This is a genomic window from Rhodospirillum centenum SW, assembly GCF_000016185.1.
GTDB lineage: Bacteria > Pseudomonadota > Alphaproteobacteria > Azospirillales > Azospirillaceae > Rhodocista > Rhodocista centena.
The window spans coordinates 2,267,611-2,293,630 of record NC_011420.2 but is presented as its reverse complement, the minus strand read 5'-3'; the positions used below and the strand labels follow the sequence as shown (position 1 = coordinate 2,293,630).

At 71.0% G+C, this 26,020-nt stretch carries 24 protein-coding genes; 11 read left to right on the top strand and 13 right to left on the bottom strand.

Annotated features, from left to right (window positions below):
* Positions 1 to 136 precede the first annotated feature (136 nt).
* The 4 genes from RC1_RS10675 to RC1_RS10660 all read right to left on the bottom strand — a co-directional run bounded on the left by RC1_RS10675 (position 137) and on the right by RC1_RS10660 (position 2,898).
* Positions 137 to 952, bottom strand: a complete 816-nt coding sequence (locus tag RC1_RS10675; RefSeq protein WP_012567396.1) for a metallophosphoesterase family protein — start codon at positions 950 to 952, stop codon at positions 137 to 139.
* Positions 953 to 1,189: 237 nt separating this feature from the next.
* Complete coding sequence (locus tag RC1_RS10670; protein WP_012567395.1) at positions 1,190 to 1,690, bottom strand: CarD family transcriptional regulator; 501 nt, start codon at positions 1,688 to 1,690, stop codon at positions 1,190 to 1,192.
* 339 nt (positions 1,691 to 2,029) lie between these two features.
* On the bottom strand, positions 2,030 to 2,365 hold the full coding sequence (fdxA, locus tag RC1_RS10665) for a ferredoxin FdxA (RefSeq protein WP_012567394.1): 336 nt from the start codon (positions 2,363 to 2,365) through the stop codon (positions 2,030 to 2,032).
* A gap of 50 nt (positions 2,366 to 2,415) precedes the next feature.
* The gene (locus RC1_RS10660; protein ID WP_012567393.1) at positions 2,416 to 2,898 is read right to left on the bottom strand and encodes a tellurite resistance TerB family protein; all 483 of its coding nucleotides are present in this window, start codon (positions 2,896 to 2,898) and stop codon (positions 2,416 to 2,418) included.
* A 201-nt stretch (positions 2,899 to 3,099) separates the two neighbouring features.
* Between RC1_RS10660 and RC1_RS10655 the strand changes: the two genes are divergently transcribed.
* The 4 genes from RC1_RS10655 (at position 3,100) to modC (ending at position 6,535) form a co-directional block, all read left to right on the top strand.
* Positions 3,100 to 3,699, top strand: a complete 600-nt coding sequence (locus RC1_RS10655) for a DUF938 domain-containing protein (protein WP_012567392.1) — start codon at positions 3,100 to 3,102, stop codon at positions 3,697 to 3,699.
* Positions 3,700 to 3,829: 130 nt separating this feature from the next.
* Positions 3,830 to 4,615 (top strand): molybdate ABC transporter substrate-binding protein, encoded by a 786-nt coding sequence (gene modA, locus RC1_RS10650; RefSeq protein ID WP_012567391.1) that lies wholly within the window; start codon positions 3,830 to 3,832, stop codon positions 4,613 to 4,615.
* Positions 4,616 to 4,661: 46 nt separating this feature from the next.
* Complete coding sequence (gene modB, locus RC1_RS10645) at positions 4,662 to 5,357, top strand: molybdate ABC transporter permease subunit (RefSeq protein ID WP_012567390.1); 696 nt, start codon at positions 4,662 to 4,664, stop codon at positions 5,355 to 5,357.
* Positions 5,357 to 6,535, top strand: a complete 1,179-nt coding sequence (gene modC / locus RC1_RS10640; protein ID WP_012567389.1) for a molybdenum ABC transporter ATP-binding protein — start codon at positions 5,357 to 5,359, stop codon at positions 6,533 to 6,535. The genes modB and modC overlap by 1 nt, the downstream gene beginning before the upstream one ends.
* Here modC and RC1_RS10635 read toward each other — a convergent pair.
* A complete protein-coding gene (locus RC1_RS10635; RefSeq protein ID WP_012567388.1) occupies positions 6,532 to 6,942 on the bottom strand; it encodes a winged helix-turn-helix domain-containing protein in 411 nt (136 codons plus the stop codon). The genes modC and RC1_RS10635 overlap by 4 nt on opposite strands.
* A 208-nt stretch (positions 6,943 to 7,150) precedes the next feature.
* On the opposite strand from RC1_RS10635, the gene RC1_RS10630 reads away from it, so the two are divergent.
* The 5 genes from RC1_RS10630 (at position 7,151) to RC1_RS10610 (ending at position 15,620) form a co-directional block, all read left to right on the top strand.
* Positions 7,151 to 8,758 carry a peptide ABC transporter substrate-binding protein gene (locus RC1_RS10630; RefSeq protein ID WP_012567387.1) on the top strand — a complete coding sequence of 536 codons (1,608 nt, stop codon included), beginning with the start codon at positions 7,151 to 7,153 and terminating at the stop codon, positions 8,756 to 8,758.
* Positions 8,759 to 8,813: 55 nt separating this feature from the next.
* Entirely contained in the window at positions 8,814 to 10,427 is a 1,614-nt protein-coding gene (locus RC1_RS10625; protein ID WP_012567386.1) for a peptide ABC transporter substrate-binding protein, read from the top strand.
* Positions 10,428 to 10,548: 121 nt separating this feature from the next.
* Entirely contained in the window at positions 10,549 to 12,153 is a 1,605-nt protein-coding gene (locus RC1_RS10620) for a peptide ABC transporter substrate-binding protein (RefSeq protein ID WP_012567385.1), read from the top strand.
* 76 nt (positions 12,154 to 12,229) lie between these two features.
* Positions 12,230 to 13,870 (top strand): peptide ABC transporter substrate-binding protein, encoded by a 1,641-nt coding sequence (locus RC1_RS10615; protein ID WP_012567384.1) that lies wholly within the window; start codon positions 12,230 to 12,232, stop codon positions 13,868 to 13,870.
* Positions 13,871 to 14,015: 145 nt separating this feature from the next.
* Complete coding sequence (locus RC1_RS10610; protein ID WP_012567383.1) at positions 14,016 to 15,620, top strand: peptide ABC transporter substrate-binding protein; 1,605 nt, start codon at positions 14,016 to 14,018, stop codon at positions 15,618 to 15,620.
* Here RC1_RS10610 and RC1_RS10605 read toward each other — a convergent pair.
* The 8 genes from RC1_RS10605 to ffh all read right to left on the bottom strand — a co-directional run bounded on the left by RC1_RS10605 (position 15,559) and on the right by ffh (position 22,204).
* A complete protein-coding gene (locus RC1_RS10605; RefSeq protein ID WP_083759297.1) occupies positions 15,559 to 17,223 on the bottom strand; it encodes an ABC-F family ATP-binding cassette domain-containing protein in 1,665 nt (554 codons plus the stop codon). The two genes, RC1_RS10610 and RC1_RS10605, sit on opposite strands and share 62 nt — an antisense overlap.
* Before the next feature lie 207 nt (positions 17,224 to 17,430).
* The gene (gene rplS, locus RC1_RS10600; RefSeq protein WP_012567382.1) at positions 17,431 to 17,829 is read right to left on the bottom strand and encodes a 50S ribosomal protein L19; all 399 of its coding nucleotides are present in this window, start codon (positions 17,827 to 17,829) and stop codon (positions 17,431 to 17,433) included.
* Between the two features lie 6 nt (positions 17,830 to 17,835).
* Positions 17,836 to 18,741: a tRNA (guanosine(37)-N1)-methyltransferase TrmD gene (gene trmD / locus RC1_RS10595; protein ID WP_012567381.1), complete on the bottom strand. Its 906-nt coding sequence runs from the start codon at positions 18,739 to 18,741 to the stop codon at positions 17,836 to 17,838.
* Positions 18,742 to 18,770: 29 nt separating this feature from the next.
* Entirely contained in the window at positions 18,771 to 19,376 is a 606-nt protein-coding gene (gene rimM / locus RC1_RS10590) for a ribosome maturation factor RimM (RefSeq protein WP_012567380.1), read from the bottom strand.
* Between the two features lie 126 nt (positions 19,377 to 19,502).
* The gene (rpsP, locus tag RC1_RS10585) at positions 19,503 to 19,832 is read right to left on the bottom strand and encodes a 30S ribosomal protein S16 (protein ID WP_012567379.1); all 330 of its coding nucleotides are present in this window, start codon (positions 19,830 to 19,832) and stop codon (positions 19,503 to 19,505) included.
* Between the two features lie 5 nt (positions 19,833 to 19,837).
* Positions 19,838 to 20,239 carry a VOC family protein gene (locus tag RC1_RS10580; protein ID WP_012567378.1) on the bottom strand — a complete coding sequence of 134 codons (402 nt, stop codon included), beginning with the start codon at positions 20,237 to 20,239 and terminating at the stop codon, positions 19,838 to 19,840.
* Positions 20,240 to 20,253: 14 nt separating this feature from the next.
* A complete protein-coding gene (locus RC1_RS10575) occupies positions 20,254 to 20,766 on the bottom strand; it encodes a GNAT family N-acetyltransferase (protein WP_184446174.1) in 513 nt (170 codons plus the stop codon).
* Positions 20,767 to 20,845: 79 nt separating this feature from the next.
* Positions 20,846 to 22,204 (bottom strand): signal recognition particle protein, encoded by a 1,359-nt coding sequence (gene ffh / locus RC1_RS10570; protein ID WP_012567376.1) that lies wholly within the window; start codon positions 22,202 to 22,204, stop codon positions 20,846 to 20,848.
* Between the two features lie 461 nt (positions 22,205 to 22,665).
* On the opposite strand from ffh, the gene RC1_RS10565 reads away from it, so the two are divergent.
* Together RC1_RS10565 and RC1_RS10560 are read left to right on the top strand one after the other, a co-directional pair.
* Complete coding sequence (locus tag RC1_RS10565; RefSeq protein WP_012567374.1) at positions 22,666 to 24,042, top strand: pentapeptide repeat-containing protein; 1,377 nt, start codon at positions 22,666 to 22,668, stop codon at positions 24,040 to 24,042.
* 125 nt (positions 24,043 to 24,167) lie between these two features.
* Entirely contained in the window at positions 24,168 to 25,865 is a 1,698-nt protein-coding gene (locus RC1_RS10560) for a hypothetical protein (protein ID WP_083759296.1), read from the top strand.
* The last annotated feature ends 155 nt before the right edge of the window (positions 25,866 to 26,020 follow it).

Genomic DNA, 26,020 nt, shown 5'->3' with positions numbered 1-26,020 from the left:
CTCCTGCCGGGGGCGGTCCGACCCTGAGGGTCCGGCCGCCCGACTGTTCTGTCACCCCTGAGTACGGGGCCCGGCCGGGGTCGGATCACACCCGGCTGCAAAAAATCTCCATGGACTTGAAAAAACCGCGGCTGCGTCAGACTTCAACCAGTTCGAGCAGCGCGCCGTCCGGGGCGAAGCAGCCGCAGACCAGACGGCCGCCGAAGCCGCAGCCGCCGTCCAGCGTCACCGCGTGGGCGCCGACATGCGGGCCGCCATGGCCGGGATCGTAGCCGCGCACGATCCGGCAGAAGCGGCCGTAGGGCGCCTCGATCCGGTTGAAGGCGGCCCCGCCCCACCAGAAGCTGTCGCCCTGCGCCCCCAGCGGGCGGGAGGTGTCGAGACCTGCGCTGACGAACAGCAGTCCGGGCGTCGCCGCCCCGTCGCCGTCCAGATAGGCGGCGCGGCGGAGCGCGCTGAACAGATTGTCGTGCCCGGGGGCCGTGCGCTGGGCGCTGCGGAGCTGGCCCGTCCAGCGCGACAGCGACACCGCCCCGTCGCGCGCCGCCGACAGCCCCAGGGCGGCATCGCCGCCATAGGCCAGGAGCGTCGTGTCCACACCCTGCTGCAGCATCCAGTGCAGCACCTCGGCCGGGTTGGGCGCGAACTGGAGCTGCAGCAGCTTCTGCCACATCTCCTCCTGCCCGCCGCGCAGATAGACGATATCGGTGGCGATGACGCCACGGAGCGCCAGGACGGCGCGGCGGAAGGCCAGCAGCTCGTCGATCACGGCGCGCACGGCGGGGCCGCGGCCGATCATGTTGCCGAGATAGATCAGCCGGTCGCCGGGCCGGAAGCGGCCGCCGATATCGTCATGCAGGGCGGCCAGCCGGTCCGCCTCGCCGTGGACGGCGCCCACGGCCCAGAGGCGCCGGGGGCGGCCGAGCTGGGTGAATTTCTCTGAATCGGGCATCCGGGCGCGACCGGGTCCTGAGAGGGTTCAACCACGAGCGGTTCGGCCGGGGGGCGGCCAGGAAGGTTCGGCGGAGGTCCCCGTGCCGGCATCCCCCCGGAAGGGGGCGCCGGTCGGGGCTTCCGCCGATCAAGTCTAGTGGGGCCGCGGCCACGAAAAAAGGGGCGTCCACGCCGGGACGCCCCCTTAATCCGTCTGCGTCGCCGCGATCGCGGGATGCGGCGGTCCGCCGGGCCGTCAGGCGGCCTTGCTCAGCACCGCTTCCAGCCGCTCCGTCGCCTTGCGCTCGTCGATCTTCTCGACCACCGCCAGTTCGCGGGCCAGACGTTCCAGGGCGGCGTGGTAGATCTGCCGCTCGCTGTAGGACTGGTCGGACTGGTCCTCGCCGCGGTAGAGATCGCGCACGACCTCCGCGATGGAGACGGGATCGCCGGAATTGATCTTGGCCTCGTACTCCTGCGCCCGGCGGCTCCACATGATGCGCTTGATGCGCGAGGGACCCTGCAGGGTCTCCAGCGCCGCCTTGATCCGGTCCTTGGAGGAGAGCCGGCGCAGCCCCGCGGCGCGCGCCTTCGCCACCGGCACCTTCAGGGTCATGCGTTCCTTTTCGAACTGGATCGCATAGAGGGTGACGGTCTGTTCGGCGATGCTGTGCGTCTCGATCCCGATGATCTTGCCCACGCCGTGGGCCGGATACACGACGTGATCGCCCGCGGCGAATTCGAGGTTTTCGGACATCTTCGGTCGGCTCTCGCTTTCCGTGAGGGCCCGCGCACCCTGGAAGACGATGGCAGGAAAAAAGCGCCCGACAGCCGCGCGGGCGGCCGGAACCGGGAACTGTGCTGCGTCGGTGTTAAGGGCAGGGCGCACGACCGTGTTTTCCGGGTCGTCGCGCCAATCCTCGACGTGCGAATATATGGGAAATGACAGGCCCGTTACAGGGGCTGAGTCGCATTGTTCGCACAGCGTTCATGGAAAACGGGGGATGACCGCCATGCGATTGCTGCATGGCAAAAGGGCCGGCGCCCTCGTTCACAGGCGCCGGCCCTTGTCAAGGCCCCGATGGCTTGCGCCGGATCAGGACTCGCCCGGCTTCGGGCTGAAGAACTTGGCATACTTGTCGGGCATGCCCTTGTACTCGTCCGCGTCGGCCGGGGCCGGCTTCTTCCGGTTCAGGTTCGGCCAGTTGGTGGAGTATTCGCGGTTCAGCTCCAGCCAGGGCTCGGCCTTCGGATCGGTGTCGGGCACGATGGCCTCGGCCGGGCATTCCGGCTCGCACACGCCGCAGTCGATGCACTCATCCGGATGGATGACGAGCATGTTCTCACCCTCGTAGAAGCAGTCCACGGGGCAGACTTCGACACAGTCCATGTACTTGCACTTGATGCACAGCTCGGTGACGACGTACGGCATGCCATTGATCTCCAATAATCCCCGTCGGCACGGGTCGGCCCCCGGTCACCTCACGGGTCGGGTACGCCAGGCCCCACGGGCAGCCCGAGCCGTGCCATGACCCGCCGCCGGGCCTCTCCGCGGTCTCGGTCGGAGACGTAGAGCAATCCCCCCACCCGGCGCAACAGGCTTGATTCGAGGTGGTGCAGTTCCCCGTCCGCGTAGACGACCTCCCACAGCATCTCGATCAGGCCGACCCGCTCCTCGTAGTCGAAGCTGTCCTTCAGGCGGGAGGTGAAGGCGTACCATTGGGCCGGTCCTTCGGTCACCTGCTCGGCCGAGGTGACGAGTTCCTCGGCTTCTTCCGCGCTCAGCTCGAAGCGGCTGCGCACGAGTGCGAGGATGCGGGCGCGCTCCTCCGGCGCAATGGTGTCGTCCAGGCGGGCGGCCTCCACCAGCAGGCAGGCGGCGGCAAGGTGCAGCCGGTCCGGGCCGGGCAGGCTCTCCAGGGCGCGGTCGGGCTGCTCGAACAGGCGTCGGATTCGGTTCAGCATGGCTCCAGCATGGTCGGGATCGGGACGGAGGGCAACCCGGCGCGGCGTGGGGGCATGCGGTACGCCCCCTGTCTGCGCCTGACGGGTGGGCGGTCGCGGGCGCCCCCCCGGCGCCCCGGGAGGGCAACGCCGGGACGGGTCCGGGCGTTCCGCGGCGGCTTCCCGCGTGCCTTCGGGGCCCTGCGGCACTATGCTCCGGCCATGACGACCGATCCCCGCCGCCACGCCCCCGCCACGCAGCGCAACCGCGAACCGATCCTGGAGGTGCTGCGCACCGTCCTGCCGCAGCGCGGCACCGTGCTGGAGGTGGCGAGCGGCACCGGGGAGCATGCGGTCTTCCTCTCGGCCGCGCTGCCGCACCTCGTCTGGCAGCCCAGCGACCCCGATCCCGGCAACCGCGCCAGCATCGAGGCCTGGACCGCCGATGCCGTGTCGGTGCGGCCGCCGCTGGACCTCGACGCCGCGGCCGATTCCTGGCCGGTGGACGCGGCGGACGCGGTCGTCTGCATCAACATGATCCACATCGCCCCCTGGTCCGCCTGCCTGGGGCTGATGCGCGGCGCGGCGCGGCTGCTGCCGCCCGGCGGGCCGCTCTGCCTCTACGGTCCCTACCGCCGCGGCGGCGCCCACACGGCCCCCGGCAACGAGTCCTTCGACGCCGGCCTGCGGGCGCAGGACCCCGCCTGGGGCGTGCGCGACCTGGAGGCGGTGACCGAGGCCGCGGTGGCCGCGGGCCTGCGCCCCGACCGGGTGGTGGAGATGCCGGCCAACAACCTGACCGTGGTCTTCCGCAGGCTCTGAATCCGCCGGGTCCGGTTCCGCAAGCTGCGGTTCCACAAGGTTTTTCCGCACCGGCAGGGTGCGGTGGCGGGTGACGTCCGGGTGGCTTCGATGTATTCTCATGGATACATCGTTCCGAGCGGAGGTCCCGATGGTTCCGTTTCGTCGCCGGCTGCTCGCCCTCGTGGCGGCGGTCCTGCTCCTGGCCGGCGCCCTGCCGGCTGCCCCGGCCGCGGCCCGGGAGGTGCGCATCTTCGCCGCCGCCAGCCTGAAGAACGCCCTGGACGAGATCGCGGGCATGCAGGCGGCGGAGGGCGGGCCGACCCTGGTGATCTCCTATGCCGCCAGTTCCGCCCTGGCGAAGCAGATCGAATCGGGGGCGCCGGCCGACATCTTCATCTCCGCCGACCTCGACTGGATGGATTACATGGAGCAGCGCGGCCTGCTGGCCCCCGGCACGCGGCGCACCCTGCTGGGCAACAGTCTGGTGCTGATCGCGCCGGCCGGGACGGCGGCGCCCGCCGCCATCGCGCCGGGCTTCGATCTGGCCGGGCTGCTCGGCGGCGGCCGGCTGGCCGTGGGCAACATCGACTCGGTGCCGGCCGGGCGGTATGCGAAGGCCGCGTTGCAGTCCCTGGGCCTCTGGGACGGGGTGAAGGACCGGCTGGCCCAGGCGGAGAGCGTGCGGGCCGCCCTCGCGCTGGTGGCCCGCGGCGAGGCGCCGGCCGGGATCGTCTATGCCACCGACGCCCGCGCCGAACCGAAGGTGGCGGTGATCGGCACCTTCCCCGCGGACACGCATCCGGCCATCCTGTACCCGGCGGCGGTCGTCGCCGGGGCGCGGTCGGAGGACGCCCGCGGCTTCGTGGCGTATCTTGCCTCGGAGCGGGCGCAGCAGGTCTTCCGCCGCCACGGCTTCGCCCCGCCGCAGGGCTGAGGGGCGGCCGCGGAACGGTAAACGCTAAAGGGTGAACGGGAGCGGCATGGACGGCTGGCTGACGCCCGAGGAACTGACGGCCATCCGCATCAGCCTGCGCGTGGCCGTCTGGGCCACGCTCGCGGCCCTGCCGCCGGGCCTGCTGGTGGCGTGGCTGCTGGCCCGGCGGCGCTTCCCCGGCCGTCTGCTGCTGGACGGGCTGGTGCATCTGCCGCTGGTGCTGCCCCCGGTGGTGACGGGCTACGTGCTGCTGCTGCTGTTCGGGCGGAAGGGGCCGGTCGGCGCCTTCCTGGCCGATTTCGGCATCGTCTTCGCGTTCGACTGGACCGGCGCCGCGCTGGCCTGCGGGGTCATGGGCTTTCCGCTGATGGTGCGCGCCATGCGCCTGTCGCTGGAGGCGGTGGACCGGCGGCTGGAGGACGCCGCCGCCACCCTGGGCGCGCCGCCGCCGCTGGTGTTCCTGACCGTGACCCTGCCGCTGATGCTGCCCGGCGTGCTGGCCGGGGCCATCCTCTGCTTCGCCAAGGCGCTGGGGGAGTTCGGCGCCACCATCACCTTCGTCTCCAACATCCCCGGCGTGACCCAGACCCTGCCGTCCGCCATCTACACCTACACCCAGGTCCCCGGCGGCGACGCCAACGCCCTGCGGCTCAGCCTGATCGCGGCGGTCATCGCCATCCTGGCGCTGGTTGCCTCGGAATGGCTGTCGCGCCGGGCGCAGCGCCGGCTGGAGGGCGTCTGATGGCGGAGGGGCGTCCGGTGCTTGAGGTCGATGTCAGCCTGACGCAGGGGGACTTCACGCTGGAGGCGTGTTTCACGGCGGGGCAGGGGGTGACAGCCCTGTTCGGTCGTTCCGGTGCCGGAAAGACCACCTTGGTCAACCTGATCGCCGGGCTGGCCTGGCCGCGCCGGGGCCGGATCGTGTTGGACGGCGTGCCGCTGCTGGACACGGCGGCGGGGGTCCGGGTGCCGCCGCACCGCCGCCGCATCGGCTACGTCTTCCAGGAGGCGCGGCTGTTCCCGCATCTCACGGTGCGCCAGAACCTGCTCTATGGCCGCCTGTTCGCGCCCCGCGACGCCGCCCGCGAACCGTTGGAGCGGATCGTGGACCTGCTCGGCATCGGCGCCCTGCTGGACCGGCGGCCGCGGCATCTCTCGGGCGGGGAGCGGCAGCGCGTGGCGATCGGCCGGGCGCTGCTGTCCGCGCCCCGGCTGCTCCTGCTGGACGAGCCGCTGGCCTCGCTGGACGCGGCGCGCAAGGCGGAGATCCTGCCCTATCTGGAACGGCTGCGCGACGAGCTGCGGCTGCCCATGGTCCAGGTCAGCCACCAGATCGAGGAGGTGGCGCGGCTGGCCACCACCCTGGTGCTGCTGGACGCCGGCCGGGTCGCGGCCGCCGGGCCGGTGACGGCGCTCATGGCACAGCCGGACCTGTTCCCGCTGCTTGGTCGTTTCGAAGCCGGAACGATGCTGCGCGCGGTGGTGGAGGGACATGACGGGGACTGGGGCCTGACCCGGCTGGCGACCGCCGCGGGACCGCTGATGGTGCCGCGGCTGGAGGCGGCGCCGGGCACCCGGCTGCGGGTGCGGGTGCGGGCGCGCGACCTGATCCTGGCGACCGCCCCGCCGCAGGGGCTCTCCGCCCGCAACACCCTGGCGGGGGAGGTGGTGGCGGTCGGCGGCGAGTCCGGGGAGCCGGGGGAGGATGCCGGCGGGGTGGCGGGCGGCGACGCCGCGGCCGGGGCCATCGTGGATGTCGCCCTGCGCGCCGGCGGCGAGCCGCTGCTGGCCCGCGTCACCCGGCAGGCCGCGGCGGAGCTGGGCCTCGCTCCCGGCCTGCCGGTCTGGATCATCGTCAAGACGGTGGCGGTGGAGCGGCGCAGCATCGTCCCCGCCCTGCCGGCGGAGCTGGAGTGCTAGGCTTCCGGTTCCGGCGGGGCGGCAGGCGCCGCGCCCTCCGGCCCCCCTGGCGCGACCTGTGGCGCGACCGGCGGCGCGAGCTGTGCCTCCAGCGTGCGCAGCGGTCCGGCGGCGGCACCGGCCGCGGCCCGCTCGACCTCGCGGTAGAGGGCGACCAGGGTGCGGCCCCAGTCGGTCAGGGCGGCCCCGCCGCCGCCCGGCCCGCCGAGCTGGGTCGCCACCGCCGGGTCGCGGAAGCTGCGGTTCACCTCGTCCACCAGCAGCCAGGCGCGGCGGTAGGACATGCCCAGTGCGCGCCCGGCGGCGGAGATGGAGCCGTGCCGCCCGATCTCCTCCAGCAGCCGCACCTTGCCGGGGCCGAGGCGGCTGCCGGGGGCGAAATCCAGGCGCAGGGTCAGGCGGGTCATGGCTCGGCTGCGGTTGTCTCCGGCGGGCCGGAACTGGCCGGCACTCTACCCGCTCCGGCCGGGCCGGCGCCAGCCGCGGCATCGTCGGGCGCGGCGCTTCCGTGCGGACCGGCTTGCGGCCGACGGGTGCCGCGCCTACCGTTGCCGCGATCCGGCCGTCCGTCCCGCCCGGACGGGGCGGCCCCGAGCTATCGGAGGACGACCGCGCATGACCCCGTTCTTCCGCCGCCTTGCCCTGGCGGTGACCCTGACCGCCGGCTTCACCGCGGCGGCGCTCCCGGCCCTGGCCGAGACCACGATCCGCCGCGGCATCGGCTCCGCTCCGCGGACGATCGATCCGCACCGCTCCGATCTGGTGCAGGAGGGCTGGATCGACATCGACATGTTCGAGGGGCTGCTGAGCCTGGACGCGAAGGGCCAGACCCGGCTGGCGCTGGCGGCGGCCATGGACATCTCCCCCGACGGCACGGTCTATACCTTCACCCTGCGCGAGGATGCGAAGTTCTCCGACGGCAGCCCGGTGACGGCCGGGGACGTGGTCTTCTCCTTCCAGCGGCTGGCCGATCCGAAGACCCTGTCGCCCTACGCCTACTTCGCCTGGCCGATCGTGAACGGCCGCGAGATCACGGCCGGCGAGAAGCCGCCTTCGTCCCTGGGGATCGAGGCGGTTGACCCGCGCACCGTGCGGATCACCCTGATCGAGCCGACCGGCTATTTCGCGGGTCAGCTCAGCCACTCCTCCATGTCGGTGGTGAAGAAGGCCAATGTCGAGCAGTACGGCGACGCCTTCATCCAGCCCGGCAAGATGGTCGCCAGCGGCCCCTATGTGCTGGTCGAGGCGGTGCCGCAGGGGCACTTCAAGCTGGCGAAGAACCCGCACTACTACGATGCCGCCCAGGTCCGCATCGACACCGTCTACCATGTGGTGACGGAGAGCGCCGACACCGAGTTCAAGCAGTTCCGTGCCGGCGAGCTTGACGCGACCTACACCCTGCCGGTGACCCAGCACGAGTTCGCCCAGAAGAACCTGCCCGAGGCGTTCCGCCCGACGGAGGTGTTCTCGACCTACCAGTTCTGGATCAACATGACGAAGGAGCCGTGGAAGTCCGAGCCGAAGCTGCGGCTTGCCCTGCTGCTGGCGGCGGACACCACGGTCCTGGCCGAGAAGGTGGTCGGCGCCGGCACCCGTCCGGCCTTCACCTTCGTGCCGCCGGACAGCGTGCCGGGCTACACCTCCCCGGTGCCGGACTGGGCGTCCTTGAGCAGCGCCGAGCGTGACGCGATGGCGAAGAAGCTGATCGCGGAGGCCGGCTACGGCCCCGGCGGCAAGCCGCTGCCGAAGCCCGAGCTGCTGTTCTCCACGAACGAGAACAACCGCCGCATCGCCATCGCCATCGCCGCCATGTGGAAGCAGAAGCTGGGCGTGGAGGCCGTGCTGAACAACCAGGAAGGCCGCGTCGTCGCCTCCACCGCGGACGACAAGGCCTACAAGGACATGCTGTTCTTCGGCTGGAACGGCGACTATCTGGACCCGGTCACCTTCCTCAAGCTGCTGCGCAGCGACGTCGCCAAGCAGAACTATGCGGGCTACCGGAATCCCGAGTTCGACCGGCTGGTGGACCTTTCCAACGTCGAGACGGACCCGGCGAAGCGCCTCGCCCTGCTGGCCCAGGCCGAGGCCCTGGCGCTCCGGGACGTGCCGATGATCATGACCCACCACCTGACCCGGCGCCGCCTCGTCGCCCCCCGGGTGTTGAACTGGAACCCGAATCCGCGGGACTATTACCCCACCCGCTATCTGGACATTGCGAAGTAGCACGGGCGCGGGACCCGGCCGCGGGCTGACGGCGGGCTGAAGGGGGGAGCGGCGGATGGAATGGTGTGCGAAGACCCTGCGGCTGCTGCCGCTCCTGGCAGCCCTCCTCTGCTGGGGGCCGCCGGCCGGGGCGGCGGGGGTGCTGCACCGGGGCAACGGGGCCGATCCGGAGACGCTCGACCCCCACGCCGCCACCGGGTTCCCCGAGGCGCACCTGTTCTATGACCTGTATGAGGGGCTGGTCGCCCGCGGGCCGGACGGACGCTACGGCCCCGGGCTTGCGGAACGGTGGGAGGAGTCCGAGGACGGGCGGACGGTCACCTTCCACCTGCGCCCCGACGGACGCTGGTCCGACGGCAGCCCGATCACGGCCGACGACGTGGTCTGGTCCTTCCGCCGGCTGGTCGATCCCGCGTCGGGCACCCACAACGCCCAGTATCTGTGGGTGATCGAGAATGCCAAGGACTTCTACGAAGGCCGGCTGACCGACCCGGACCGGGTCGGCATCCGGGCGCCCGATCCCCTGACGGTGGAGTTCCGGCTGGCGCGGCGGACGCCCTACTTCGTCTCCATGCTCAGTTTCCCGTTCCTGGTGCCGCTGCCGAAGGCGAAGGTGGAGGCGCTGGGGCGGGAGTTCTTCCGCGCCGGCAACCTCGTCTCCTCCGGCGGCTACCGGCTGGTGGAGCAGGTGCCCCAGGGCCATGTCCGGCTGGAGCGCAACCCCTACCACCGCGACGCCGCGACGACCGCCATCGACACCGTCTACTTCTACCCGACGGAGAACCAGGAGACGGAGCTGAAGCGCTACCGGGCGGGGGAACTGGACATCACCTTCACCCTGCCGCCGGGGCAGGTGCCCTGGGCGCGGGAGACCCTGCCGCAGGACCTGCGGACGACGCCGCTGTTCGGCACCTACTACTACTCCGTCAACCTGACCCACGAGCCCTGGAAGTCCAGCCCCGGCCTGCGCCGTGCCCTGGCCATGACCGTGGACCGCGACATCATCGTGGAGAAGATCACCCGGGCGGGGGAGGTGCCGTCCGTCTCCTACGTGCCGCCGGGGGCGGCCGGCTACGACCCGCAGGTGCCCGACTGGGCCGGCTGGCCGATGCAGCGCCGGGTGGCGGAGGCGCAGCGCCTGCTGGCCGAGGCCGGCTATCCCGGCGGCAAGGGGACGGACGGCCGCCCGCTCTCGGTCGAGCTGATGTTCAACACAGCGGAGAACCACCGCCGCATCGCCGTGGCCCTGGCCGGGATGTGGCAGCAGCGCCTGGGCATCCAGGCGACCCTGACGAACCAGGAATGGAAGGTCTTCCTGGCTTCGCGCCGGACCAAGGCGTACCGCGATCTGGCCCGCAATTCCTATGTCGGGGCCTATGCCGATCCCAACGTCTTCCTGGAGTTCCTGCGCGCCGACGTCGGCCCGGAGAACGCCTCGGCCTATGCCAACCCCGCCTTCGACGCCCTGCTGGACGCGGCCGGGGAGGCGCGCGACCCCGACCGCCGCCGTGCCCTGCTGGCCGAGGCGGAGCGGCTGGTCCTGGCCGACCAGCCCGTGATCCCGGTCTTCACCTATGCCGACGCCCGGCTGGTCAGCCCGCGGGTGACGGGCTGGATCGACAACCCCCTGAACGCGCATCCGACCCGGTTCCTCGCCCTCCGGCCGTGACGGCCGGCGCCGGGAAACGGGATGGTTACATGCGCAGTCTGGACTCTGCCGCCCCGAGTCCGCACATAGGAGCCAACGCCCGCAAAAGCGGGCAGGGGCATAGACGAACGCGGGAGACGACATGCGTGACTTCCTTCGCCGCGCCGGGCTGGCGCTGACCCTGGTCCTGGCTGGGGCCGCCCTGGGGCAGCCGGCCGCCGCCGAGGTGGTGCTGAACCGGGGCAACGGTCCGGAGCCCAGCTCCATGGACCCCCAGCTCGGCACCACGGTGACCGAGGGTCGGATCATGTACGACCTGTTCGAGGGGCTGTTCACCATCGGCATCAACGGCGAGCCCGTGCCGGCCGTGGCAGACTCCTGGGAGATCAGCCCCGACGGGCTGGTCTACACCTTCCGCCTGCGCCGGGACGCGAAATGGTCGGACGGCACGCCGGTGACGGCGGAGGACTTCGCCTTCTCCTGGCGGCGCCTGCTCGATCCGGCGCTGGCCTCGCAGTACGCCTATTTCCTCTGGCCGGTGAAGAACGCCGAGGCCATCAACAAGGGCGAGATGCCGGGCGACGCCCTGGGGGTGGAGGCGGTGGACCCGCACACCTTCCGCGTCACGCTGGAACGGCCGACGGGCTACTTCCTCGCTTCCCTGATGCACCGCATCACGCATCCGGTGCAGAAGGCGAACGTGGAGCGCGACGGCAAGTCCTTCATGCAGCCGGGCAAGCTGGTGTCGAACGGCGCCTACCAGCTCGCGGACTACAAGCCGCAGAGCTATGTGAAGGTGGTGAAGAACCCGCACTACCACAGCGCCGACCAGGTGAAGATCGACACCGTCTACTTCCACCACTCCGACAGCCAGGACACCGAGCTGCGGCGCTTCCGCGCCGGCGAACTGGATGCCGTGATGCAGATCCCCTACACCCAGGTGGACTGGGTGCGGCAGAACATGCCGGAGGTGGAGAAGTTCTATCCCGTCTTCTCCATCTGGTATCTGGGCTTCAACATGACGAAGGAGCCCTGGGCCTCGAACGCGAAGCTGCGCGAGGCGCTCTTCCTCGCCATCGACCGCGAGGCGCTGGTCGAGCGCATCACCCGGGCGGGCGAGCAGGCCAGCTACAGCTTCGTGCCGGCCGGCACCTCCGGCTACCGCCCGCCGGTGCCGGAGACGGCCGCCCTGACCCAGGCCCAGCGTGACGAGCGCGCTCGCCGGCTGCTGAAGGAGGCCGGCTACGGCCCCGGCGGCAAGCCGCTGCCGGAGCTGGAGATCCTGCATGCCACCAGCGAAAGTTCCCGCCGGGTGATGGTCGCCGTCGCCGGCATGTGGAAGCAGAAGCTGAACGTGGACACGCGGCTGAACAACCAGGAATTCAAGGTCCAGCTCCAGACCGCGGCCGACAAGAACTATGTCGGGCTGACGCATCTCGGCTGGATCGGCGACTATCCGGACGCCTACACCTTCCTCAAGCTGATGCGCAGCGACATCGGCCGGATGAACCGCACGGGCTATGCCAGCGCCGATTTCGACCGGCTGCTGGACGAGGCGAACCTGATCCTCGATCCCGAGCGGCGCGCCGCCCGGATGGCCGAGGCGGAGGCCGTGCTGCTGGCCGACCTGCCGGTCATCCCGCTGTTCACCGGCAGCTACCGCACCGTCGTCAGCCCGAAGGTCCAGGGCTGGACCCCGAACACGATGGGCTTTCAGCTCACCCGCTACCTTTCCATGAAGCCGTAGGAGCCGTCCGGGCGGTCCTGGCACCGCCCGGCGGTTCCGCCGTCAGCACGCGACAAGAACAGGGAGACCAGTCGAGATGGATCAGAGCCTCAGCCGCCGTTCGGTACTTGCGGGCATCGCCGGGGGCACCGCCGCTTCCGGCGTGGCCCTGATGACGGGGGTCGTGCCCCGCTTCGCCATCGCCCAGACCGCCGGCGGCAAGGTGATGTACCGCGGCAACGGCTCCGAGCCGGAGACCCTGGACCCGCACAAATCCTCCGGCGTGCCGGAGAGCTTCATCCAGTTCGACCTGTTCGACGGGCTGCTGATCCCCGACGGCAAGGGCGGGCTCGTCCCCGGCGCGGCCGAGCGCTGGGAGGTGAGCGAGGACGGCACCGTCTACACCTTCCACCTGCGCCGGAACGCCAGGTGGTCGGACGGCACGCCGGTGACGGCGGAGGACTGGGTGTTCTCCTGGAAGCGCCTGCTCGATCCGCGCACCGCGGCCAAGTACGCCTATTATCTCTGGCCGGTGCTGAATGCCGAGGACGCCTCGCTGGGGCGCAAGCCGATGGACAGCGTGGGGCTGGCGGCCCCCGACACCCACACCTTCCAGGTCACCCTGCGCGGGCCGACGCCCTACTTCCTCAAGATGCTGCACCACCACGCCGCCTATGCGCTGAGCAAGGCGAACCTGGAGCAGCACGGCGACACCTTCATCCGGCCCGGCAACCTTGTCTCCAACGGCGCCTACATGCTGGTCGAGGCGGTGCCGCAGAGCCATGTCAAGCTGGTGAAGAATCCGCACTACTGGGACGCGGAGAATGTCCGGATCGACACGGTCATGTTCCTGCCGACCGAGAATCTGGACGCCGAACTGCGCCGCTTCCGCTCGGGCGAGCTGGATTTCACCTATGAGGTGCCGCTGACCCAGACGGACTGGGTGAAGGCGAACCTGCCCGACGAATACCGGGAGACGCCCTATTTCGGCACCTACTTCTTCGCCCCCAACATGACGAAGGAGCCGTGGAAGTCGAACCGCGATCTGCGCATGGCGCTCAACCTCGCCATTGACCGGGCCAGCATCTGCGAGAAGATCACCCGGCAGGGCGAGCAGCCGGCCTATGCCTTCACCCCGCCGGGGGTGGAGGGCTATCCGCTGCCGCTGCCCGACCATGCGGCCTGGACGCAGGAACAGCGCGACGCCAAGGCGCGCGAGCTGATGCAGAAGGCGGGCTACGGCAAGGGCGGCAAGCCGCTGGACCTGGAGGTGCTCTACAACACCTCCGAGAACCACCGGAAGGTGGCCATCGCCGTCGCCTCCATGTGGCAGCAGAAGCTGGGGATCAAGGTCACGCTCAACAACCAGGAGTGGAAGGTCTTCCTGGACAGCCGCGACGAGAAGAAGTTCAAGGACGTCACCCGCCACGGCTGGATCGGCGACTTCGTCGATCCCAACACCTTCCTGGAACTGCTGCGTTCCGACATCGGCAAGCAGAACCCGTCGGGCTACGCCAACCCGGAGTACGACCGCCTGATGATGGAGGCGAACCGGACGCAGGACCCGGAGACGCGCGCCGCCCTGATGCGCCAAGCCGAGTCCATCGCGCTGGAGGATGCCGCGGTCTTCCCGATCTACACCTATGCGGCCCAGCACATGGTCGCCAAGCGGGTGCTGAACTGGGGCGACGACCTGCTGGACAACCACCCGACCCGCTGGCTCGACCTCAAGGCCTGATCCGGCCGGCCCCGCGCCCCGGTCCGGGGCGTGGGGTTGTCCCGCCGCCTGGTGCCGGCGGGATGCCCTCCCCCTTATGGACAAAGGCGGCCCCGCCCCCTAGCGTCGGGGGATGGACCGGTTCGGGACAGGGGGAGGGGACGGCATGCGGCCTGCGGGACGCCTGATGTGGCTGATACGGCTGGCGGTGGCGGCGCTGCTGGGGGTCGGGAGCATCGCTCCGGCTGCGGCGGAGATGGTGCTGCACCGGGGCAACGGCACCGAGCCGGAGACGCTGGACCCGCAGCGCCTGCGCGGGGAGGCGGCCGGCTGGATCGCCATGGACCTGTTCGAGGGGCTGTTGACGGTCGATGCCAAGGGGCACCCGATCCCCGGTCTGGCCGAAAGCTGGACGGTCAGCGACGACGGGCTGGTCTACACCTTCATCCTGCGCCGGAACGCCAGATGGTCCGACGGCAGCCCGGTGACGGCGGAGGACTTCGCCTTTTCCTGGCGGCGGCTGCTGGACCCGGAAACCCTGTCCGACTACGCCTACTTCCTCTGGCCGGTGAAGAACGGCCGCGCCATCAATCTGGGCCGGATGCCGCCGTCCGCGCTGGGGGTGGAGGCGGTGGACGACCGCACCTTCCGCGTCACGCTGGAGGAACCGGCCGCCTGGTTCGTCTCCTCGCTGCAGCACACCTCGACCAGCGCCATCTCCAAGGCCAGCTACGAGCGCCACGGGGAGGACTTCATCAGGCCCGGCATCCTGGTGTCCAGCGGTGCCTACAAGCTGGCCGAGGCGGTGCCGCAGGGGCATGTCAAGCTGGTGCGCAACCCGCATTTCCATGCCGCCGACACGGTGGCCGTCGATACCGTCTACTTCTACCCGACGGAGAACCGGGAGACGGAGCTGCGCCGCTTCCGCGCCGGCGAGCTTGACCTGACCTACGACGTGCCGGACTCGCAGCTCGACTGGCTGAAGGCCAACATGGCGGACGAGCTGCACATCGCGCCTTATCTCGGCAACTATTTCTACGCCTTCAACCTGACCCGCCAGCCCTGGGCCTCGAACCGCGACCTGCGCAAGGCCCTGGTGCTGGCGGTGGATCGCACGGCGCTGGCGACCCTGCTGACCAAGGGCGGGGAGGAACCGGCCTTCACCTTCGTGCCGCCGCGGACCGCGGGCTACACGGCGCCGCAGCCCGACTATGCCGGCTGGACCCAGGCCGAACGCGATGCCGAGGCGCAGCGGCTGGTCGCCGCCGCCGGCTACGGCAAGGGCGGCAAGCCGCTGGAGGTGGAGATCCTCTTCAACACCTCCGAGAACCACCGCAAGATCGCCATCGCCATCGCCGCCATGTGGCAGCAGAAGCTGGGGGCGAAGGTCGTCCTGACGAACCAGGAATGGAAGGTCTTCATCGACACCCGCAACAACCGCACCTTCAAGGACGTGGCCCGGCACGGCTGGGTCGCGGATTTCGACGATGCGGTGACCTTCCTGAAGCTGTTCCGCTCCGACATCGGCCGGCAGAACCCGTCCGGCTACGCCAACCCGGCCTTCGACCGGCTGATGGACGCGGCGGGGCGGGAGCGCGACCCGGAGACGCGGCAGGACCTGATGCGGCAGGCCGAAGCCCTGCTGCTGGACGACATCCCGATCGTCCCGATCTTCTACCACGCCACCCAGAACATGGTCAGCCGGCGGGTCAAGGGCTGGGAGGACAATCTCCGCAACCTGCACCTGACCCGCTATCTGCGGGTGGAATAGGGGGCGGCAGACGCAGTTCCCGCGTCGTGCCGATGGCGCGCAGAAACTCCGCGTCGTGGCTGACGACCAGCAAGGCACCGTCATAGCCGCGCAGGGCCTGTTCCAGGGCGTCCAGGCTCTCCAGGTCCAGGTGGTTCGTGGGCTCGTCCAGCAGCAGGAGGCGCGGCGGATGACGGGCGCCCAGCACGGCGGCCAGCGCCGCCCGCAGCCGCTGTCCGCCGGAAAGGTCCTCCACCAGCGCCAGGGCGGCATCGTTCCGGAACTGGAACGTGGCCAGCGCGGCCCGGGCCTCGTGCTCCGTCAGGTCCGGGTTCAGGCGGCGGAACGCCTGCAACACGGTCTCCCCGCTGCGCAGGTCGCCGAGCCGCTGGTCCAGCAGGGCGATGTCCGCCACGCCCCGCTGCACCGTTCCCCCCTGCGGTGACAGCCGGCCGGCGGCCACGGCCAGCAGCGTGCTCTTGCCGGCGCCGTTGGGGCCGGTCACCGCCACCCGCTCCGGCCCCGTCAGGGTCAGCGACACGCCCCGCAGCACCGGCCGGCCGCTCCAGCCGGCCCGGACCTCCTCCAGCCGCAGCACCAGCTTGCCCGCCGGCAGGCCGGTGGGGGGCAGGGTCAAGGCCAGCGTCCGGCGGCGCTCCAGATCCGCCCGGGCGGCGTCCAGCGCCTCCGCCGTGTCGGCCGCCTGACGGTCGGCCAGACGCTGGCGTCGGCTGTGGCTGGCATCGGCGTCCCGGCGCATCTTCGCCAGTTCCATCGGCGCCTGGGAACCGTCCGCCCGGGCCTTTCCGGTCCGGGCGCGGCGGGCGGCGCGCTCCCGCGCCTCCTGGGCCGCGCGGGCGGTCCGCCCCGCCTCCTTCTCCGCATCGGACAGGCGCCGCTCGGCCACCGCGACCTCCGCCGCCTTGGCCGCCCGGTAGGCGGCGTGATTGCCGCCATAGCTGCGCAGCCCCAGGGACGACAGCTCCAGGATACGGTCCATCAGCGCCAGCAGGGTCCGGTCATGGCTGACCACCAGAAGACCGCCCGACCAGCCGCGCACCAGATCGTACAGCGCCGAGCGGCCGTCGGCGTCCAGGTCGTTGCTCGGTTCGTCCAGGAGCAGCAGGTCCGGCGCTTCCAGCCCGATCCGGGCCAGCCGCACCCGCGTCGCCTGTCCGCCGCTCAGGCTGCCGAGGCGGCGCCCCGCCTCCAGGCCGGGCACCCCGGCCCGGGTCAGCGCCTCCCGCATCCGCGACGGCAGGTCCCAGCCGTCCGTGCCGACCGTTTCGAAGTCGGCCGGGTCCGTTCCGCCGGCCTCGATCCGGGACAGGGCGGCCAGCCGTCCGGCGACGCCCAGCGCCTCCGCCACGGTAGCGTCGGGATCGGGCCGCTGGGCCAGGTACAGTAACCGGCCATGCCGGCCGATGCCGCCGGCCGTGGGCCGCAGCTCACCCCGCAACAGGCGCAGCAGCGTGCTCTTGCCCGTCCCGTTAGCGCCGACGAGCCCGACGCGCTCCGCACCGAGGCTGAGGGACAGGCCGCTGAAAAGGGGGCGGTCGGGGGAGAAGGCGAAATCGACATGTTCCGCCACGAGGCGGGCGGCCACAGGGCCGGGGGCAGGCATGGACAGGCTCCGTCCGGGATCGCGGGAAGGCGGTCAGCGGAAGAGAGCGTGATCCATGGCGTGCGGGCTCCGGCGGAAAGGGAGGTCCATTGAATTACATCCGATGTCGGATGTAAAGCGGAAAGCGGGACCGGAATGCGGAAACGCCCGCCGGGATGGGTCCCGGCGGGCGTTCCGATTCTCGGTCCCGGAAGGAACGGGGAGGGATCAGCCCTCGCTGCCGGTGTCCTTCTTGGTGATGCCGTGGCCGGTGGTGCGCTCGGCGATGCGGGCGGACTTGCCGGTGCGGCCGCGCAGGTAATAGAGCTTGGCGCGGCGGACATCGCCCTTGCGGACCAGCTCGACGGAGTCGATGCGCGGGCTGTACAGCGGGAACACGCGCTCCACGCCTTCGCCGTAGGAGATCTTGCGGACGGTGAAGGAGCTGTTCAGGCCGGCATTCTTGCGGGCGATCACGACGCCCTCATAGGCCTGCACGCGCTCGCGGGTGCCTTCGACGACCTTCACGTTCACGCGGACGGTGTCGCCCGGGGAGAAGGCCGGAATGGTCTTGCCGGCGGTGAGCTTGGCGACCTGCTCCTGCTCAAGCTGCTGGAGGATGTTCATCGCACTCTATCCTTCGATGCTGTCGGCGCCACGCTCCTGGTGGTCGGCGACATTGGTTGGCTGTGCCGCTTCCCGTTTCCGGTGTCGGCGTTGTTTCACCTTTGGGGCCGGTCGGCTGTCCAGGTAGCTGGACCACAGGTCGGGGCGTCGCTCCGCCGTGATCCTCTCCGCCTGGTCCAGCCGCCAGGCCCGGACCTTCTCATGGTGACCGGAAAGCAGAACCTCCGGCACCACACGACCCTTCCAGAGAGCGGGCCGCGTATAGTGCGGGTACTCCAGGAGTCCCCGCTCGAAGCTCTCTTCCCCCGCCGTCTCGACGTTGCCCATGACCCCCGGCAGCAGCCGGACCACGGCGTCGATCAGGCAGAGCGCCGCCGGCTCGCCGCCGGACAGCACGAAATCCCCCAGGGAGACCTCCTCCAGGGAATGTTCCTCCAGGACGCGCTCGTCCACCCCCTCGTAGCGGCCGCACAACAGTGTCACCCAGGGAGCGCGGGCAAGGTCCCGCACCATGTCCTGGGTCAGCACACGGCCGCGTGGGCTGAGGTAGATCGACCGGCCCCGTTCTTCCGGGCCCCGTTCTTCCGGGCCCCGTAACTCCAGACCCGTCTCCCCCTGGCCCTGCTCCCCGGCAGCCCCCTCGACAGGGGTGCCGGACAGCGACCGGAGGCGCCGTTCCCGGATGTCGGTCAGCGCCGCGTCCAGGACGTCGGGCCGCATGACCATGCCGGGGCCGCCGCCGAACGGGGTGTCGTCCACGGAGCGATGCTTATCGCGCGCGAAGGCACGGATGTCCACCGTTTCCAGCGACCAGATGCCGTTTTCCAGCGCCTTCCCCGCGAGGCTGTGGCCCAGCGGCCCGGGGAACATCTCCGGGAACAGGGTCAGCACGGTCACCCGCCAGGGCGCCATCGGGACGGCCGGGGGCGGCGGATCGCTGGTCACGGCTGCGGCGCCGTCCCTGCGCCCGCCTCTTCGCCCTCCAGCGCCTCCAGGGCGCCGTCGGGCATCTCCTCGCCCTCCGCGGGCTGCGGCCCGGCCGGGGCGAAGAAGTTGGCCGGCGGTTCGACCACGACGCGGCCGGCCGCGATCTCGATCACGGGCACGCAGGCCTTCGTGAAGGGCAGGAAGACCGTCTTCTCGGAGACGTGCCGGATCTCCAGCATGTCGCCGGCGCCGAAGTCGTAGATCGCCTTGATGGTGCCGAAGGGCTGGTCGTCGGCGGTCACGGTGTCCAGGCCGATCAGGTCGGCATGGTAGAACTCGTCCTCGTCCTCCGGCGCGGGCAGGCGGTCACGCTCAATGTAGAGGCGGGTGCCGCGCAGGGCGTCGGCGGCCTCCTTGCCGGTGATGCCGTCCACTTCCGCCAGGAAGTGGTCCTTGCCGGTGCCGGTGCGGCGCAGCTTGAACTCCCGCCGTCCGGACTCGTCCGTCAGCGGGGCATAGCCGAACACGGCCGTCTCGTCCGCGGTGAAGCTCTTCAGCTTCACCCGGCCGTGGACGCCATGGGCGCCGAGGATCTGGGCGACGACGATGCGGGTGGTCATGGATCAGAATTCCGTCTGGGCACGGCGCGGCACGGCCCCGGCCGGCGGGGCGGGGAGGGCGGCCCGTGCCGCCCTCCCCCGGTCCCACGTCCCGCCGGGCCGTCGGCCCGGAAAGGGTCGGCTGGATCAGCCGGCGGCCTTCGCGCGCTCCTGGGCCTTCGCCTTCGGAGCGGACTTCTTCGGGGTCTCCCGCAGGGCGGGCATCGGGATCAGGTTCGCCTTGCCCAGGAAGCGGGCGACGCGGTCGGTCGGCTGGGCACCCTTGGCCAGCCACTCCTTGATCCGGTCTTCCTGGAGCACCACGCGCTCCGGATGGTCGTGCGGGACCATCGGGTTGTAGGTGCCGACCTTCTCGATGAAATCGCCGTCGCGCGGGGCGCGGCTGTTGGCGACGACGATGGAGTAGAACGGGCGCTTCTTGGCGCCGCCGCGGGACAGGCGGATCTTGACGGACATGGGACTCAGTTTCCTTCAGAGGCAGGTTCCGGACGATGACAAACCGCTTCGATCCTGTGTCCGTCCGGGTCGAACACAAAGGCGGCGTAGTAGGACGGGTGGTAATGCAGCCGCAGGCCGGGCCCGCCGTTGTCGCGCCCGCCGGCGGCCAGGGCCGCGGCGTGGAAAGCATCGACCGCGGCGCGGTCCGGGGCTGCGAAGGCCAGGTGGAAGCCGGTCAGCGGACCGATGCAGCCGCCGAAGTCCGACGGCCGGCCGATCCAGAACCAGGGCTTGCCCGCCTGGCCGTACCCCACACCCTGGGGGGATTCCATCTGTCGCCGGTAGCCGAGTGCCCCGAGCACCGGATCGTAGAACCGGATCGCGCGCCCGAGGTCGGCGACGGGGATCGAGACATGGTCGAGCATGGTCGTCGTCTCCCTCACGCCGGCACCCGGCTCTGGCGCCATTCGGCGGCCAGCAGGCCGTAGATCAGGGTGTCGTGGTAGCGGTCGCCGATCAGGAAATCCTCCCGGCGCACGCCTTCACGGCAGAAACCCAGCCGTTCCAGCAGGCGGGCCGAGCGGTCGTTGCGGGGATCGAGGTTCGCCTCGATCCGGTGCATGTCCCACTCCTCGAAGGCGTAGCGCAGGGTCGCCGCCACCGCCTCCGTGGCGAGGCCGCGGCCGCGCGCCTCCGGCGCCAGGATATAGCCCAGCCAGACCAGCCGGCCGTCGGCGCCGTAGAGCGAGGTCCAGCCCAGGCAGCGGCCCCCGTCCAGCGTGACCGCCCACATGCGCGAGCTGCCGTCGTCGCGCGCCAGCATGCCGTCCAGCATGGTGCGCGTCTCCCGCGGGGCGCGGTGGGGCAGGCAGGACCAGAAGCGCATGCTCTCCCCGTCGCTGAAGACCGGGAACAGGTCTTCGGCGTCGTCCACCGTCAGCGGGCGGAGCACCAGCCGGTCCGTCCCGATGGGACGGTGCGCAGGGCCCTGCTGTGCGGCCGGGGCGGGGAGGGGGGCGCAGTCCATGGGATCAGTGCCGGCCCTTCGGCAGCAGCGCCGAGAGGCCCTGCCGCATCAGGCCCTTGCGGCCCAGCTTCTTCATCTTCTTCATCATCTCGGACATGTCCTGGTACTGCTTGATCAGCCGGTTCACGTCCGCGACGGTGGTGCCGGAGCCCTGCGCGATGCGGCGGCGGCGCGAGGCGTTCAGCACGTCGGGCTTCTTCCGCTCCTGCTTGGTCATCGACAGGATGATCGCCTCCTGCCGCTTCAGCACGGTCTCGTCCAGGTTGGCGTTCTTGATCTGCTCCTTGACCTTGCCCAGGCCGGGGAGCAGGCCCAGCATGCCGCCCATGCCGCCCATCCGCTTGATCTGGTGCAGGTGGGACAGCATGTCGTCGAGGTCGAAGCCGCCCTTCTCCATCTTGCGGGCGAGCTTCTCCGCTTCCTCGCGGTCGATCGTCTCGGCCGCCTTCTCGACCAGGCTGACGACGTCGCCCATGCCCAGGATGCGGCCGGCGATGCGGTCGGGGTGGAAGGACTCCAGCGCGTCCACCTTCTCGCCCACGCCCAGCAGCTTGATCGGCTTGCCGGTGACGTAGCGCATGGACAGCGCGGCGCCGCCGCGGGCGTCGCCGTCGATGCGGGTCATCACGATGCCGGTGATGCCGACCCGCTCGTTGAAGTTGGTGGCGACGGTGACGGCGTCCTGGCCGGTCATGGCGTCCACCACCAGCAGGCTTTCCACCGGCTTCGTGGCGTCGCGGATCTCCACCACCTCGGCCATCAGCTCGTCGTCGATGGCGAGCCGGCCGGCGGTGTCCAGCATGACGACGTCGAAGCCTTCCAGCCGGCCCGTCTCCATGGCGCGGCGGGCGATCTGCACCGGCGTCTGGCCGGGGATGATCGGCAGGCTGGCGACACCGACCTGATCGGCCAGCACCTTGAGCTGTTCCTGCGCGGCCGGGCGCCGGGTGTCCAGCGAGGCCAGCAGGACCTTCTTCTTCTCCCGCGTCTTCAGGCGCAGGGCGATCTTGGCCGAGGTCGTCGTCTTGCCCGAGCCCTGGAGGCCCAGCATCAGCACCGGCACCGGCGGGGTGGCGGAGAGGTTGATCTCCTCCGACGTCTCGCCCAGCAGCTCGACCAGATGGTCGTGGACGATCTTGATGACCATGTGGCCGGGGTTGATGCCGCGCAGCACCTCCTGCCCGACCGCCTTCTCCTTGACGCCGGCGACGAAGGCCTTGACCGCCGGCAGGGCCACGTCGGCCTCCAGCAGCGCGATGCGGACCTCGCGCAGGGCGGCGCCGACATCCTCCTCCGACAACGCCCCGCGCCTGCGCAGGCGGTCGAAGATGTCGCCAAGCCGTCCGGTCAATCCTTCGAACATGCACCCGATCCCTTCGAAGCACCGTCCCGTCCACGGTGCGCTCCCCCACGGAGCCTTCCAGCCTCGCCTTGCATTCCAGCCTTGCCTTCCGGCGCCGCTGCATCCGGGCTCGCCCGGATACGGAAGTGCCAAACGGAAAAGCGCCAGTGCGCGAAACTCGCGGACTGGCGGCGCGCCGTGGCGCGTGGGGTCATCCCCTGGACGGTTACCGTTGTTTAGCCCCGGCGAGGGCGCCTGTCAACAAAGGCTGCCCTGCGGCGTCCGGCCCTACCCGACCGGGACGCAAGGCCGCGTTCGCGGAAAATTTATCCAGAGGGCATCGATAAGGGGTTATTATAACTCTCCTGGTATGGCTGGGTCCAGGCGGGGTGCCGGGGCACCCGGTCGGGTATGCGTCCCGGTCCGCGCGTGCAGGACCGCGGGGGCGTGATCGTCTCGTGTGGGCACGTGGGGGCGGCGCAATGGGGGTTGAGGCTGGCCTGGACGGCGGGTCGGAGCGGGTTCGGATCAGCCCGGCCGAGTTGCAGGCCATCATCGGCAAGCACACGGCGTTCCTGCGCCGGATGCCCGGCGGGGTGCGCGCCAACCTGAAGCTGCGGGACCTGTCGCATCTGGACCTCTCCGGCTTCGACCTCAGCGATGCCGACCTGTCGGGGGCGAAGCTGTTCAGCACGCGCCTCACGGGGGCGGTGCTGACGGGCGCCAATCTCTACGCCGCCGATCTGCGCCTCGCCCAGATGGAGCGGGCGGACCTGCGCCGGGCGGACATGCGCGGCGCCTGCCTGCGCGGCGCGGTGCTGAGCGAGGCCGTGCTGGTCGAGAGCGACCTGCGCGACGGCACCATCATGCATGTGCGCAAGAACGGCGACATCGCCATGCACGAGTTCGAGGCGGTCCCCGTCCATTCCGAACTGTCGGTGGCGACGGTCCGGGCCGCGGACCTGTCGCGGGCGCGGGTGTCCAACGCCTTCGTCATCCAGACGGACCTGACGGACGCGGTGATGCGCGGCACCAAGTTCGTGCGCGCCAACCTGTCCAACTCCAACCTCACCGGCTGCGATCTCCAGGGCGCCGACCTGCGGGAAGCCAATCTCAGCGGCGCCAAGCTGTCGGGGGCGGTCCTGACCGGGGCGGAGCTGAACCAGACCCGCTTCACCAACACCATCATGCTGGGCGTCATCATGGATGAGATGACGCGGCGGTCGGCCAACCTGGACGATGCCATCCTGGCCCGCACGCCCGACGAGATCGGGCTGGACGTGGCGGGGGCGCTCGCCTCGCACGCGGCCTGGGTGGACAGCGGCGGGAAGGAAGGCGCGCGGGCCGACTTCTCCGGCCTGGACCTCTCCGGCTACGACCTGTCCGGCAGCAACCTGTCCGCCGCTCTGCTGCACTGTGCCTGCCTGGGGAAGGCCAGCCTCGCCGGGGCGTCGCTCGCCATGGCCGACCTGTCGCTGGCGGACCTGCGCGGCGCCGACCTGACCGGGGCGGACCTGCGCGGCGCCACGCTGGAACGGGCGACCGCCACGGGCGCCGTGCTGCGGCAGGCGGAGATCGGGCCGGTCCACATCCAGAGCAGCAGCGGCCGGCTGTGGAGCGCGAACCTGACCCGCATCCGCCTGGACGAGGCGGACCTGACCGGGGCCGACCTGCGCCGCTGCGTCATGATCCAGTCGGTCCTGACCGGCGCCACCCTGACGGATGCCCGGCTCCAGGATGCCAAGCTGGCCGGGTCCGACCTGTCGGAGGCGAGCTTCGTCGGCGCCGACCTGACCGGCGCCGACCTGACCGACGTGCGGGCGGTGACGGCGCTGGGGCTGGCGCCCGGCCGGGTCTGATCCCCGCCTGTACGGGCTGCCGGCCGGCGATTCCGCGTGCCTGCCCGAATTCCGCCGAACCGGGGCCTTGATCCGGACGTTCCGGGCGGATACCACCCGTGCGGACCCCCAGCAGCGTCAGCCCCATGCCCAGCCGATCCGATCTCGCCGCCCAGCGCGGCGGCCTGCTTCTGCTCCTCGTCCTGGGGCCGCTCCTGGGCGGCACCCTGTCCCTCTGGCTGGGGCAGGACTCCAACTGGGATCTGCGGAACTACCACTGGTACAACGCCTATGCGTTCATGACCGGGCGGGGCGACATGGACGTCGCCCCGGCGCAGGTGGCCACCTTCTACAACCCCACCCTGGACCTGCCCTTCTTCTGGCTGGCGCAGGCGCTGCCGGCGCGGGTCGTCGGTTTCATCATGGGGGCGGTGCAGGGGCTGAACCTGGTGCCGCTGGCCGGCCTTGCCTGGACCGTGCTGGCCGCGGCCTTTCCCGCCACCGGCGGCCGGGCGCGGGCGCTGGCCGCGGGGCTGGTGGCGCTGGCCGGGTTTCTGGGCGGCGGGCAGGTGGGGCTGATCGGCACCACCTTCTACGACAATGTCATCAGCCTGCTGGTGCTGGGCTCGGCCTGGATCGTCGCGGCCGGCCCCGGCACCCTGTTCGGGGCGTCCGGGGCCCGCGCCTTCGCCCTGGTGGCGGCGGCCGGCTTCCTGGTCGGCAGCGCCGTCGGGCTGAAGCAGCCGACGCTGCCCTTCGCGGTCGGGCTCTGCTTCGCCTTCCTGTTCGTGGCCGAGGGGCCGTGGCTGCGGAGCTTCCCGCGCCGGTTCCTGCTGTCCTTCGTCTTCGGGCTGGGCGTGCTGGCGGGGATGGCGCTGTTCTCCGGGCACTGGATGCTGCATCTCTGGACCGAGTACCGGAACCCGCTGTTCCCCTATTTCAACGACATCTTCCAGTCGCCCTGGGGCGTGGCCGAGCCCTACCGCGACGACAAGTTCGTGCCGAAATCGGCGGCCGAGGCGCTGGCCTTTCCCTTCCTCTGGGTCGCCGATCCCGAGGAGGTGGGAGAGATCCTGTTCCGCGACCTGCGCATCCCCGTCGCCTATGTGCTGCTGCCGCTGACCGGGCTGCTGCTGGCGGGCCGGGCGCTCGCGGCGCGGGCCGGCCGGGCCGGGGCGGGCGGCGCGGCGCGGGCGGGCGTGCCCTGGGCCGCCTCCTATCTGCTGGTCGCGGCAGCGCTGGGCTATCTGGTCTGGCTGAAGCTGTTCGGCATCTACCGCTATCTGGTGCCGCTGGAGATGCTGGCGCCGGTGCTGATCGTGGCGGCGGTTGCGCTGTGGCCGGTGCCGCCACGGGCGCGGGCCGCGCTGGCGGCGGCGCTGCTGGTGCTGGTGACGGTGACGGCGCGGCCGGGCAACTGGAGCCGCATCGCCTGGACCGACCGCTTCGTGGAGGTGCAGGCCCCGGACCTGCCGCACCCCGACGACACCATCGTGCTCCAGGCCGGCTATGCCCCGACCAGTTTCCTCAGCTACGGGTTCCCGCCGCAGGTGCCCTTCCTGCGCCTCCAGAGCTATTTCATCCACCCCGACCACGGCGACATCCTGCTGAACCGCCGCATGGCCGAGCGCATCGCCGCGCACCAGGGCGACTTCTACCTGCTGGTCGCGCACTGGGAGACCTGGACCGCCAGCAGCATCCTGCCGCGCTACGGCCTGCGGGCCGACATGGACGACTGCCGCCCCGTCACCTCCAACCTGGATGAACCGATGATGCTCTGCCGTGTCTACAAGGACGCAGCGGCCCCCGCGGCCCCCGCGCCGGGTGCAGCCCAGCCGGGCTGACGGCGCGCCCGCCCGGCCCCCGCGGAGGCCGTGCTTCCGCCCGATTCCATGCTATCTATCGACGCCAGCCTGCAACGCCAGCCCGCCCTACCGGACCAGACCCCCATGTCCATCCCCGCGACCGCCGCCCCCGCTTCCGATGCCCCGCAGCCCGG